Genomic DNA, 11,686 nt, shown 5'->3' with positions numbered 1-11,686 from the left:
GCGGACCAGCATGCATCTCGCGGGTCCCTGCGTTCCCCGGTTCCAAGCTGAGAATCAGCCATTCGCTACGCGTCACAGCACCCACAAAGACGCGGCTCACGGGCAGCGTCGGCACAGGAGCAGGCGTTGCGAGCCCTCGGCGACCTGCTAGCGCGGCACCGAGAGGATGTGGCAGATCTCGCCGTCCGAGCAGTCAGCGGGATCGAGGCGATGACTGCGTTCGACGAGCCCATCGAGCTCTGCTTCGAGGGCGACGAGGGTTGCGATCCGTGCGCGTACGGTGGAGAGCTTGTTCTCGATGAGCCCTGCCACGTGCGTGCAGGGCGCGGTCCCGTCGTCTCGAAGTTCGATGATGCTGCCGATCTCGGCCAGCGTGAGCCCCGCTGCCTGCGCAGCCCCAATGAAGTACAGCCGGGTGAGCGTGGACCCGTCGTAGTTCCGGTAACCATTGGCGCCGCGCTCGGGATCGGGCAGCAGGCCCTTGCGCTCATAGAACCGAATGGTTTGGGTGGGTAGGGCAACCGCCTCGGCAAGTTCTCCAATCAGCACTGCGCCACCTTCAAGCTTGACATTGCACCACGGTACAACGTTTACGGTCGTGCTCATGGATATCACGTTGCTGTACTTCGACGACTGCCCGAACTGGAAGATTGCCGATCAACGCCTTGCCACGATCGCCGCAGACGACGCCGACGTCAGCGTGAGGCATCACCGTGTCGAGACTCTTGAGGAGGCCGAGCGGCTGGGCTTCCATGGCTCACCCAGCATCTTGGTCGACGGAGTGGATGCCTTCGCCGAACCTGGCGCCGGGGTCGGAATCTCGTGCCGGGTTTACCGCACTCCCGACGGCTTGGCAGGGGCGCCCACGCTGGAGCAGCTTCGGGCCGCGCTCGGCGTGGCGCCGAAGGGTAAGCGATGAGCCGCACCTACGACCTCATTGTGATCGGGGCCGGCATGGCCGGGGTCGCTGCAGCCAACAAGTGCGCATCACAGGGCTGGAGCGTCGGCATCGTCGACGCACTTCCTTACGGCGGCACGTGCGCCCTCCGGGGGTGTGACCCGAAGAAGATCCTGCGCCGCGGCGCCGAGATCATCGACAGCGCCCGACTGATGCGGGGCAAAGGCATCGACGACGACGGCCTGGTGATCAACTGGGCCGACCTGATGAAGCACAAGCACGGCTTCACCGACCCGGTCCCGCAGAACATGGAGGACGGCCTCACTGGCAACGGCGTCGACACCCTGCACGGGCTCGCCCGATTCGCCGGCATGAACAGTCTCGAGATCGACGGCAGCCACTATCAGGCGACCCACTTCCTGATCGCGACCGGAGCCCGCCCGCGCCCACTGGACTTCCCCGGCCACCAGCTCATGGTCGAAAGCACCGACTTCCTGGACCTCACGGCGCTCCCGCCGCGGATCTTGTTCGTCGGCGGCGGCTTCATCTCCTTCGAGTTCGCCCACATCGCGGCACGTGCGAGCAGCACCCCGACCGTCATCGACCGGGGCCCACGCCCCCTCAAGGGGTTCGACCCGGACCTCGTCGAGCTCCTCATTGCCCGAGGCGCGGAGGCGGGGATCCAACTGCTGCGCTCGACCATCATCACCGCAATCGAGAAGTCCCAGAACGGCTACCAAGCCACCGTGGAACGATCTGGCCACACCGAGACCATGGAGTTCGACCTCATCGTGCACGGCGCCGGCCGGACACCCGATCTGAGCAGCCTGAACCTGGAGTCGGCCGGGGTCGATTGGGACGAGCACGGCGTACGCGTCGCCCCCCACCTGCAGAGCACCACCAACCCGGCCGTGTACGCCGCCGGCGACTCAGCCAACACCCCGGGGATGCCGCTGACCCCGGTCGCCGTCATCGAGGGCAAGGTCGCCGCGTCCAACATGGGCAAGGCCGCCAAGACCGTGTGACTATGTCAAGGTGATTTGGCCCCACCGTGACGGTCCGATCTGGCCCCGCATGTTCCCTCTTGCGAGTGGAGGATCGTTGGGTTCTGCACCACGACCCAGACTTGCGCGGCGACCATGGCGGGCTCGTAGGCGTAACCGCCTGCCGGCGACTTGCAGTTCTCCATCGTTCCGTGGCTGTCATATCATCTGAGCATGCGATCAGATGAGAAGGTAATTGGTCTGGATGGTTGCTCAGTCCAATGCGTCCACCCGGCCAAGGTTCAGTTGGTGCTCGACGCCACGTTGCCAACTGAGGACTTGGCTCGGGCCGCAAGCATGTTCAAACTTCTGGGTGACCAGACCCGGTCCCGGTTGTTGTTCGCACTCCTCGAGGCCGGCGAGTTGTGTGTCTGCGATCTCGCCGCGGCGACCGGCACTCAGGAGGCGACGGTGTCTCAGTCCCTGCGGATGCTGCGCGCGTCCGGCGTGGTGACCGGACGAAGGGAGGGCCGGCTGGTTTTCTATCGGCTCGCGGACGCGCATGTGCGGATGCTGCTGGACCTGACCCGGGAGCACATCGCCCACGAGGCTGGCACGGCCGCTGCAGGGACGATCGACGTTGGGGAGGCGTCCCGGTGAGCGGTGGGCACAGCCACGGAAGCGCTGGTGGGGCTCACCGGTGGCGATTGCAGTTGGCGTTCGTTCTGATCGCGGGGTACTTCGTCGTTGAGTTGGTCGCGGGCCTGCTCTCTGGTTCGTTGGCGTTGCTTTCCGACGCGGGCCACATGGCGGCCGATGTGGTCGCCCTGGGCGCGGCCCTGGTGGCGACTCGCATCGCCACGCGGCCGGACAGCACGGGACGTCGAACGTTCGGTTCCTACCGGGCTGAGGTGTTCGCCTCTGGGCTTGCCGTGTTGCTCATGCTCGGGGTCTCGGTCTACATCGCAGTGGAGGCGATCGGCCGCATCGGCGGGGAGGCCGAGGTCTCATCTGGTCCGATGCTGATCGTCGGCGGCGTTGGGCTGGTGGTCAACCTCATCGCGCTGCTGCTGCTGCGCGGTGGTGCCAGTGACAGCCTCAACGTTAAGGGTGCCTACTTCGAGGTCGTGGCCGACACCGTCGGATCCGTCGGTGTGATCGTGGCCGGGATCATGGTGAGCGCCACCGGCAACGCGTGGTGGGACACCGGCATCGCGCTGGCGATCGCCGTCTTCGTCGCCGTCCGCGCCATCATGCTGGGCCGCGAAGTCCTCACCGTCCTGGGGCAGCACGCCCCGGCTGGGATGGCGCCGGACGAGGTGGAGCAGGCCCTGTCGGCGGTCCCGGGCGTCACGAACGTTCACGACCTGCACGTGTGGACGCTGACCTCCGGGATGAACGTGGCCACCGCGCACCTGATGACCGGCGAGGACGCGGACGCCCACGCCGTCCTGGACGCCGCCCGCACGGTCATGCGCACCCAGTTCGGCGTCGAACACGCCACCTTGCAGGTCGAACCCGACACCCACACCGGCTGCCAGGAGGTCACCTGGTGACCACCTGGACCACCCTGGCCACGCCCGAGCGTCGAGCGACCCTGATGCGCCGCGCCCAACTCTTGGCCGCAGTATCGGTCACCTACAACACGGTTGAAGCCGTGATCGCGATCACGGCCGGGAACATCGCCGGCTCCTCCGCGCTGGTCGGGTTCGGTCTGGACTCCCTCGTGGAGGTGTCCTCCGGGCTGGTGATCCTGTGGCAGTTCCGCCACCCCATGCCCGAGAGCAGGGACCGCACGTCTCAGCGGCTCATCGCGATCTCGTTCTTCGCCCTGGCCGCCTACCTCACCGTCGAGGCCGGGCACGCTCTTCTCACCGGAGCCGAGCCCGAAGGCAGCCCTGTCGGCATCGGACTGGCGATCGCCTCACTGGCCGTGATGCCGTTCCTGAGCCTGTGGCAGCGCCGCACCGGCAAAGAGCTCGGGTCGGGCGCAGTCGAAGGTGACGGCACCCAGACCCTGTTGTGCACCTATCTGTCCGCGGTCCTACTCGTCGGACTGGTCCTCAACGCCACCCTCGGCTGGTCCTGGGCCGACCCCGTGGCGGCCCTCATCATCGCTGCCGTCGCCGCCCGCGAGGGTTGGGAGAACTGGCAGGGCGAGGACTGTTGCGCCCGCGCGGCACTGTCCGCAGTCGGCGCCTCCGCCGATGACCCGAGCCGTTCCTCGAGTACCTGCACTGACGGCTGCTGCGACGGTCACGGAACCCGACCGGACCCTCACCCGTTCGCCCCAACGATCCCTGCACCTGTGCCACCCCATCTGCTTGGAGTTGAAAACCTGTGAAGCCTGTCAAGCGCAACGCCATCGTCTCGGCGGTCGTCGTGGCCCTGTTCGCGGCCATCGTGGCTCTCGCTGTCGCCATCACACCCAAGGACGCTGACCCCGCCGACGCCGCCACCACCAAGGAGGCGGGGACGGGCAAACTCGTCCGCGACGACAGCCACCGTCTCGGTGCGGCCGGCACGGGCAAAGTCGTGCTTGTCGAGTTCCTGGACTTCGAATGCGAGTCCTGCCTGGCGGCATACCCCGTCGTGGAGGAGCTGCGCACCACGTATGCCGGCAAGGTCGACTTCGTCGTGCGCTACTTCCCGATCCCCAGCCACGCAAACGCGATGAACGCCGCCGTCGCGGTCGAAGCAGCGGCCCAGCAAGGCAAGTTCGAGGACATGTACAAGCGCATGTACGACACCCAGGAAACGTGGGGTGAGCAGCAGGACTCCAAGGCGTCCCTGTTCCGGGGCTTCGCCCAGGAGCTGGGGCTGGACATGGCGGCGTACGACAAGGCCGTGGCGGCCAAGGCCACCACAGACCGGGTCGAGCGGGACCGGAAGGACGGGATCGACCTCGGCGTCGAGGGGACACCGACGTTCTTCCTCAACGGCAAGAAGCTCCAGCCCTCCTCGGTCCAGGACTTCCGCGACCAGATCGACGCAGCCCTCAATGGCTGAGACCACACCAAGTAACGCCCCGGACGAGCCGTCAGCGAACGTTGGGCGGGGCACGGCCTGGGCGCTGACGATCACCGGGTTGATCGGCTTGGTCGCGGCGTTCGTGCTGCTTGTCGAGAAGATCGCCCTGCTGACGGACCCGACCTACGTGCCGTCCTGCAGTATCAACCCGGTGCTGTCCTGCGGCTCGATCATGAGCACCGATCAGGCCGAGGTCTTCGGGTTCCCCAACCCGATCCTGGGCGTCGCCGGGTTCACGGCCCTGCTGACCATTGGTGTGGTCCTGCTGGCCCGGGCCGCGTTGCCGGGATGGTTCTGGTGGGGCATCCAGGCAGGGACGACATTCGGGGTCGTGTTCGTCCACTGGCTCATCTTTCAGAGCCTGTACCGCATCGGCGCCCTGTGCCCCTACTGCATGATCGTCTGGGTCGTCGTCATCACCGCATTCGTCGCCACCACCACCCACAACGCCAGATCGGGGCGTCTGCGACTGCCCAAGGGGCTACGCGACGTCGCGCACTACGGTCCCACCGTGGTCACCGTGTGGCTCGTGGCCATCGCTGCCCTCATCACCATCCAGTTCTGGGACTACTGGCAGACGCTGGTCTCCTGAACGAGTTGACCGCTGTGAGTGACTTCCTTAGCCACGGCTTGGCATCCATGGGTGGCAACTTTCGTCCAGCAAGTAGTCGAGAAGTCGCGGCGGTCGCCGTTGAGGGAACTCCTGCGCTTGGAGCTGGTCGCGCGTCGTGAAGGCGCAGGTCGGTGCGATGACGGGGAGTGCGCGTCTTGTGCCCTCTCCTTGGCTCTGGTCCGAAATCAGCATTGCGGCGTCGACCGGCGGTCTTGGTTCCTCGCCTCAAGCATGCTCGGGTCGGAATCTCGGGAGTTCCGTGTGGGTGGCTGTGCCGTTTGAGCGACTGTGTCCCTCGCGGCTATCATCCGGCTATGGCGATGACAGCGCGCGAGGTTGATCCTGGTTGGTTCAAGGTCCGTGCGGATGGTGGTCGATGACCTGGCTGGCTGCCCTGGTCCTGGGTCTGGTGCAGGGACTCACCGAGTTCTTGCCCATCTCCTCCTCCGCGCATCTGCGGGTGGTGGCAGCACTGGTTGGGTGGCCCGACCCAGGGGCAGCCTTCACGGCGGTCACCCAGCTGGGCACCGAGGCGGCGGTGCTTTTGTACTTCCGCCGCGACATCGCCAGCATTGTGCGTGCCTGGTCGCGGTCACTTCGGACGCCAGAGTTGCGCGCGCACCCGGAGGCTCGGCTCGGCTGGTACGTCATCGTCGGTACGGTGCCCATTGCGGTGCTCGGGCTCGTGTTCCAGGGCCAGATTGAGACTGCCCTTCGGGACCTGCGTCTGGTCGCGGTCACCCTCATCGTGTTCGGTGTCGTGCTCGGCATCGCCGATCGGGTGGCCGCCAACCGGCGCCCGCTGGAAGCCCTGACCGCGCGCCACGCAGTGGCATTGGGGTTCGCGCAAGCGATGGCCTTGGTGCCTGGGGTGTCCCGCTCCGGTGGCACCATCAGCGCCGGCCTGATGCTGGGCTACACCCGGCCGGCGGCCGCCAGATATGCGTTTCTGCTGGCCGTCCCTGCCGTGCTGGCGTCCGGGGCGCTGGAGCTACGCAGGATCGGGCAAGGCCCCACGGCGCCGTGGGGGCCGACCCTCTTGGCCACCCTGGTCGCGTTCGCTGTCGGGTACGCGGTGATCGCCTGGTTCCTGCGCTACATCGCCACCCACCGGTTCACCCCATTCGTGGCGTACCGCATCGTCGCTGGGGTGGGCCTGTTGGTGCTCATTGGCGCTGGCGTTCTGACGCCGACGAGCTGACCGGCCCCTGCCGATCCCGCAACGCCCTTCCTCAAGGCTGCCCGGGTCGCCAGTTTCATGCCTCGGCTCCGTAAAGTGCGGGGCGCCCGACCCAGTGCCAGGTATCGCAATCACGCGCTCCGGAGGTGTGGAGTTCATGCCCGGTCGATGGTCACAGACCGAACGCGCCGCCTTCGATCAAGATGACCAGTCCCAGCACGATGAGGACCAGAGGGAACAGGATGTGCTCCCAACGCTCGAGCACTTCGGCGATCGGTTTGCGGGTGGCGACGAACTTCGCCACGAGGATGAGAACGAGGACCAGGCATAGGAACACGACGCAGTAGGCGACGATGGCTCCCGTGCCGACCGCGAGGAAAACCGGCACGTAGACCCCGATGTTGTCACCCCCGTTGGCGAAGGTCACTGCGGCCACGGTGAGGGCGCTGATGGGCTTCTGCGCGACACCGTCGTTGTCGTCATCCCCGTTGCTCCAGACCTGCCACGCAGCGTGCCCACCGAGCGCCAACGGGATGAGGCCGAAGTAGGGAATGGCGCCGTCGGGAAGGAACAGCCCGGCGCCGAACGTCACGGCGAGGGAGGCGAGGAGGATGCCACCGAAGCCGAGGTACTGCCCAGCGACGATCTTGGAGGTCGTCCGTGGCTGCCCTGCTCCGCGGGCGAAGAACAGGGACAAGACGATGATGTCGTCGATGTTGGTGACCAGGAACAGGCCGACGGCCTGGACCGCGGAAGTGATCACGTTCATGCCTTCCTTCGGTTTCGACGTTTGTTCGTCGCGTTGAATCTCAGAGGGTTTGCAGCCGCTGGTGCTACACGGGCGGCATCGCATCGTGGGCCAGCCGCAGTTGAACCAGCCCGAGATCGACCGGCGAGTTGGCCGACCGAACTTCGGATACCGTCTTGGCAGTCAGATCGATCGCGGCAACGATCGCCGCTACGAGCAAGACTGCGATACGACCCGTACCCGATGTCTCCCCGACATCCCGCGGCTCATCTACCTATGGCGTCCACCGAGGGGATGGCCGCTTTTGGTGTGGCCGCCGGCGCGGGGGGAAGCGGTCGAACGCGGCCGGCGCGCACGCCGTTGCCGATCACGAAGATTTCGGCGACCTCGTGGACCAACACCACGGCTGCCAGCCCAAGCACGCCGAAGGCTGCCAGCGGAATCAGGATGGCGATCAGGCCCAGGGACAAGCCCACGTTCTGAAGCATGATCGACCTGGCACGTCGTGCGTGGGTCAGGGTGTGCGGCAAGTGACGCAGGTCCTCACCCATGAGGGCGACGTCGGCGGTCTCAATGGCCACGTCGCTACCCATCGCACCCATGGCAATACCGACATCGGCTGTGGCCAGGGCTGGGGCGTCGTTGACGCCATCGCCAACCATTGCGGTGGGGGCGTTCTCACGGAGCCCACGAATGATGTCCGACTTGTCCTCGGGCCGGAGGTCGGCATGGACATCGCTGATGCCGGCCTGGGCGGCCAGGGCAGCAGCTGTGCGCTCGTTGTCGCCGGTGAGCATGGCCACGCGGTAGCCACTGGCTTGGAGACGAGCGACGACCTCGGCGGCTTCGGGGCGTAGGTCGTCGCGCACCGCCACCGCGCCGATCACGACTGCGTCGATCTCGACGAGGACCGCGGTGGCTCCGGCCCGCTGCATGGTGGCGACAGGCTCGGCAAGCTCGCCTGCGGGGATCCAGCCGGGTCGGCCCAGGCGGGCCGCCAGCCCGTCGATGGTGCCCGTGAGTCCCGCACCGGTAACAGCCTCGACGCCGTCGGCGTCGCGGTGCTCGGGCACGGCGTCGAGGATGGCTCGGGCCAACGGGTGCTCGCTGCGCGACTCCAGAGCGGCTGCGACATTGAGGACCTGCGCGCGGGTCTGGCCGGGAGCGGTGACGACCTCAACCACAGCGGGTTGGTTACGGGTCAGTGTGCCGGTCTTGTCGAGAGCGACGGTGCGGATCCGACCCAGCGCCTCCAGGGCTGCGCCTCCCTTGACCAGGGCGCCGATGCGGCTGGCCGCGCCAATGGCAGCGACCACGGTGACTGGCACTGAGATCGCCAGCGCACACGGTGAGGCGGCGACCAGGACGACCAGAGCGCGTTCGATCCAGGTCGCAGGGTCGCCGAGCAGGCTGCCGGTAAGGGCGATGAGCGCTGCGAGGACCATGATCCCGGGCACTAGAGGCTTGGCGATGCGGTCGGCCAGTCGCTGGGCATTGCCCTTGCGGGACTGCTCGGCCTCGACAATGTTGACGATCCGGGCCAGGGAGTTGTCCTCAGCAGTGGTGCTGACCTCGACCTCGAGCACACCGTTGCCGTTGATGGAGCCCGCGTACACGGAGTCTCCAACGGTGGCCTCGACAGGCACTGACTCGCCGGTGAGAGCAGAGACGTCAAGGGCTGTGCGGCCGGTGCGGATCACACCGTCAGTGGCGACTCGTTCGCCTGGTCGGACCAGGAGCAGGTCACCCACGATGAGGTCTGCAGGGGCCACGGTGACCTGGGATCCGTCGCGCAGAATGGTGGCCTCGGCCGGAACCAGGGACAGCAGCGCGCGCAGACCGCGGCGGGTGCGTGCCACCGCGTACTCCTCTAGGCCCTCGCTGATGGAGTAGAGGAAGGCCAACATGGCGGCCTCCGCAACCTCACCGAGGATGACCGCGCCCACGGCGGCGATCGTCATGAGAGTGCCCACCCCAATCTTGCCCTTGGCCAGCCGCCTCAACGTGCCGGGCACGAAGGTCCAGGCACCCAACGCCAGAGCGATCGCGTTCAGCCCAGTCACCACGGGCCCCGGGGCCTCGGTGAGATGAGCTGCGTATCCGGCGATCAGGAAGAGTCCGGCAAGGGCGGCAAACCGCAGTTCGCTGACTTCCCACAACCGTTCGGGCTCGTGTTCCTCCGGTTCGCCGTGCTCGTTGCGGGGTTCGTCGGGGCCGCAACCGCACGCGTCCGTCACAGCGCTCCGTCCTGCGTCGTGGCGGGGGAGGTTTCGACGGGGCCGTACGTGGGGCACAGGTCGACTGCCTCGCCGGTGAGGGCAAGCAGCTTCTCTGCCGCGCCGAGCAGATCCATCAGCTCGGGGTGGGCGATCGAGTAGAACATCTGTCGGCCCTCGGGGCGGCCGACGACGAGGCCGCAGTCACGCAGGCAGGCCAGGTGCCCAGACACCGTGCCTTGGGCCAGATCGAGGGCCTTGGTGAGGTCCACCACCCGCCGCTCGCCGTGTGCGAGTTGCCGCACGATCGCCAACCGGTTGCGATCCGCGAGACCGTGGAACAAGGCCGCCCCACGCCGAAGGGCCGGGTCTGCTGAGGTCGTTGTCATTGCCATAGCCCGATGATAGCGGGCTCGGATTGATCGTCCAAATCCGCTGACAGCGCCATTTATGGACGGTTGGTCGCGATGGTGGGGGTCCCTTCCAGGGGCGACTGAGTCATCCAGTCGCAGGCATGGAGGAACCCATGACCGCTAACGACGACCTTCAGATCGGCGTCGTGAAGCCGGACACGAGTTCGGCCTGCAGCCAACGGGTGAGGTCTTCCCAGACGCCGGTCAGGAGCAGCAACCCGACCACGATCAGCATCCCTCCGCCCAGGCACTGAATGAGGCGGTGGTGCTCACGCACCCAGCCGGTGACCCGTCCGAAGCGTTCGATCCCGGCCGCCGCGAGGATGAACGGCAGCCCCAGACCGAGGGCGTATGCCGTAGCGAGTGCGACGGCCCGTCCTGTGCTCGGGTTCGTGGTCGAGGCTGACAGGGTCAACACTGCGGCCAGGGTGGGGCCGGTGCATGGCGCCCAGCCCAGTCCGAAGATGGCCCCGACCAAGGGTGCGCCGAGGAGTCCAGTGCGCGGTCGCCAGGTGGGACCGAACTGACGTTGGGAGCCGGCACGCGCGCCCGCCCCGAGGAAGACCAGACCCATGACGATGATGAACACACCACCGACCCGCATGAGCAGGACCCGCTGCTCAATCAGGACCCGTCCCAGGCTGGCAATGAAGATCGATCCAAGGACGAACACCGCAGCGAAACCGAGCACGAACAACACCGCCCCGAGCACCATCCGGCCGCGTGAGCGCTGCTCCAGCGCGGTCTCGCTCAGCCCGGTGACGTAGCCCAGGAACCCGGGCACCAGGGGCAGCACGCACGGTGACGCGAACGACACCAGTCCGGCCAGTGCCGCCACGAGGACGGCCAGGGGTAGGGCGCCGGAGGCAATGGTGTCGGTCACGACGATCAGGACTTCAACACGTCGTCGATGAGGCCCCGAAGCGTGGAAGCCGTCACGACACCGTTGACGCGCGCGGCGACCCGCCCCTCCCGGTCGAGTATCAACGTGGAGGGAGGGCTCGTCGGAGCTTGACGTCCGAACGCCAGGATGAGCACGCCTGACTCATCGGACAGGCTCGGGTAGGTCATCTTCTGAGTCGCGACGAAGGCCGCCCCACGCTGGGGGGATTCGCGGAAGTCGATCCCCATGAACTGCACCGGCTTCTTGGCCCCCTGGACCTCGGTCCAGACCTTTTCAAGGTCGGGGATCTCGGTGATGCACGGTGGGCACCACGAACCCCACAGGTTGACGACGACGACGTCCTTGCCGCGGGCGGTCGTGCTGGACCAGTCCTTGCCATCCAACGTGGTGCCCTCGAGGGTGATGGGCTTGAGTCGCTGGGCGACCGGGATCTGCTCGATGGCGCCGTTGCCGGCGATGTAGCCCTTCTGGTCACCCTGCTTGGCCTGCTGCGCGATCGAGTTGGGGTCCGACGAGCAGGCACCGAGCGCCACCACGGCCAGCACGAGGGTGAGGGCAGCACGGGACGCAGCTCCAAAGGAGAGCTGCGCCCATCGGGAGGTAGAGGCAGCCGGGTCCATACGGCGATTGTCGCAAATGACCCTGGCCGTCCCTTCAACTGCTGGGGTCGGCACCGGCGCACGGTGAGGGCCCGTCAGCCG

Annotated in this window: 14 protein-coding genes; 8 read left to right on the top strand and 6 right to left on the bottom strand. The window is 67.0% G+C overall.

What is annotated here, in order from left to right:
* Window positions 1–147: 147 nt before the first annotated feature.
* Window positions 148–606, bottom strand: a complete 459-nt coding sequence (locus JNB_RS00975) for a heavy metal-responsive transcriptional regulator (RefSeq protein WP_202795209.1) — start codon at window positions 604–606, stop codon at window positions 148–150.
* On the opposite strand from JNB_RS00975, the gene JNB_RS00970 reads away from it, so the two are divergent.
* From JNB_RS00970 to JNB_RS00935, 8 genes are all read left to right on the top strand, one after another.
* On the top strand, window positions 605–919 hold the full coding sequence (locus tag JNB_RS00970; RefSeq protein ID WP_040884048.1) for an alkylmercury lyase: 315 nt from the start codon (window positions 605–607) through the stop codon (window positions 917–919). The two genes, JNB_RS00975 and JNB_RS00970, sit on opposite strands and share 2 nt — an antisense overlap.
* Window positions 916–1,923, top strand: a complete 1,008-nt coding sequence (locus JNB_RS00965) for an NAD(P)/FAD-dependent oxidoreductase (RefSeq protein WP_009774509.1) — start codon at window positions 916–918, stop codon at window positions 1,921–1,923. The genes JNB_RS00970 and JNB_RS00965 overlap by 4 nt, the downstream gene beginning before the upstream one ends.
* Window positions 1,924–2,115: 192 nt before the next feature.
* The gene (locus tag JNB_RS00960; protein WP_050766555.1) at window positions 2,116–2,541 is read left to right on the top strand and encodes a helix-turn-helix transcriptional regulator; all 426 of its coding nucleotides are present in this window, start codon (window positions 2,116–2,118) and stop codon (window positions 2,539–2,541) included.
* Window positions 2,538–3,437 (top strand): cation diffusion facilitator family transporter, encoded by a 900-nt coding sequence (locus JNB_RS00955; RefSeq protein ID WP_040883430.1) that lies wholly within the window; start codon window positions 2,538–2,540, stop codon window positions 3,435–3,437. The genes JNB_RS00960 and JNB_RS00955 overlap by 4 nt, the downstream gene beginning before the upstream one ends.
* On the top strand, window positions 3,434–4,225 hold the full coding sequence (locus tag JNB_RS00950; protein WP_009774506.1) for a cation diffusion facilitator family transporter: 792 nt from the start codon (window positions 3,434–3,436) through the stop codon (window positions 4,223–4,225). The genes JNB_RS00955 and JNB_RS00950 overlap by 4 nt, the downstream gene beginning before the upstream one ends.
* Window positions 4,222–4,890 carry a thioredoxin domain-containing protein gene (locus tag JNB_RS00945; RefSeq protein WP_009774505.1) on the top strand — a complete coding sequence of 223 codons (669 nt, stop codon included), beginning with the start codon at window positions 4,222–4,224 and terminating at the stop codon, window positions 4,888–4,890. Before JNB_RS00950 ends, JNB_RS00945 begins: the two co-directional genes overlap by 4 nt.
* Complete coding sequence (locus JNB_RS00940) at window positions 4,883–5,503, top strand: vitamin K epoxide reductase family protein (RefSeq protein WP_009774504.1); 621 nt, start codon at window positions 4,883–4,885, stop codon at window positions 5,501–5,503. The genes JNB_RS00945 and JNB_RS00940 overlap by 8 nt, the downstream gene beginning before the upstream one ends.
* 397 nt (window positions 5,504–5,900) lie before the next feature.
* Window positions 5,901–6,725 carry an undecaprenyl-diphosphate phosphatase gene (locus JNB_RS00935; RefSeq protein ID WP_009774503.1) on the top strand — a complete coding sequence of 275 codons (825 nt, stop codon included), beginning with the start codon at window positions 5,901–5,903 and terminating at the stop codon, window positions 6,723–6,725.
* Window positions 6,726–6,876: 151 nt separating this feature from the next.
* Here JNB_RS00935 and JNB_RS00930 read toward each other — a convergent pair whose 3' ends face one another.
* From JNB_RS00930 to JNB_RS00910, 5 genes are all read right to left on the bottom strand, one after another.
* On the bottom strand, window positions 6,877–7,473 hold the full coding sequence (locus JNB_RS00930) for a cadmium resistance transporter (protein ID WP_009774502.1): 597 nt from the start codon (window positions 7,471–7,473) through the stop codon (window positions 6,877–6,879).
* 245 nt (window positions 7,474–7,718) lie between these two features.
* A complete protein-coding gene (locus JNB_RS00925; RefSeq protein ID WP_009774501.1) occupies window positions 7,719–9,689 on the bottom strand; it encodes a cation-translocating P-type ATPase in 1,971 nt (656 codons plus the stop codon).
* A complete protein-coding gene (locus JNB_RS00920; protein ID WP_009774500.1) occupies window positions 9,686–10,057 on the bottom strand; it encodes a helix-turn-helix transcriptional regulator in 372 nt (123 codons plus the stop codon). Before JNB_RS00920 ends, JNB_RS00925 begins: the two co-directional genes overlap by 4 nt.
* A gap of 157 nt (window positions 10,058–10,214) precedes the next feature.
* Window positions 10,215–10,964, bottom strand: a complete 750-nt coding sequence (locus JNB_RS00915; protein ID WP_009774499.1) for a cytochrome c biogenesis CcdA family protein — start codon at window positions 10,962–10,964, stop codon at window positions 10,215–10,217.
* 5 nt (window positions 10,965–10,969) lie between these two features.
* Window positions 10,970–11,605: a TlpA disulfide reductase family protein gene (locus JNB_RS00910; protein WP_009774498.1), complete on the bottom strand. Its 636-nt coding sequence runs from the start codon at window positions 11,603–11,605 to the stop codon at window positions 10,970–10,972.
* Between the last annotated feature and the right edge of the window lie 81 nt (window positions 11,606–11,686).

Source organism: Janibacter sp. HTCC2649 (assembly GCF_000152705.1).
Classification (GTDB): domain Bacteria; phylum Actinomycetota; class Actinomycetes; order Actinomycetales; family Dermatophilaceae; genus Knoellia.
The sequence above is the reverse complement of the archived record's forward strand: the minus strand, read 5'-3'. Positions and strand labels throughout refer to the sequence as shown.